Annotated in this window: 1 pseudogene; it reads right to left on the bottom strand. The window is 40.2% G+C overall.

Annotated features, from left to right (window positions below):
- Positions 1–189 (bottom strand): annotated as a pseudogene (locus tag EHO58_RS17950) (pectate lyase); the annotation flags it as partial.
- Positions 190–276: the final 87 nt, after the last annotated feature.

Below are 276 nucleotides of genomic sequence, written 5' to 3'. Positions count from 1 at the left end.
GCTAGGATAATAACCTGTTCCGGGAAAAAATTCATAGGTTCCGGGTGGATTACAAGAACTCGCCTCAAGTTGGTTTCTGGTTTGGACAGAAGGATCTAAAACTTGTTCCAAAACAAGATTCGTCCCAAGATCAAAAACGCCTAAATACAGAAAACTAGCAAAGCCTAACATTCTTAAGGTGGAAGCCATCTTGTCTGTCACCCATCCAATTATTTTCGACCGCAGATCAAATCCCTTTTGGATCTCAAAGTCAAGCTCTTAACATTCTCTTCTTTA

Origin of the sequence: Leptospira selangorensis (genome assembly GCF_004769405.1) — a bacterium.
GTDB lineage: Bacteria > Spirochaetota > Leptospiria > Leptospirales > Leptospiraceae > Leptospira_B > Leptospira_B selangorensis.
This window is presented reverse-complemented; position numbering and strand designations above follow the sequence as displayed.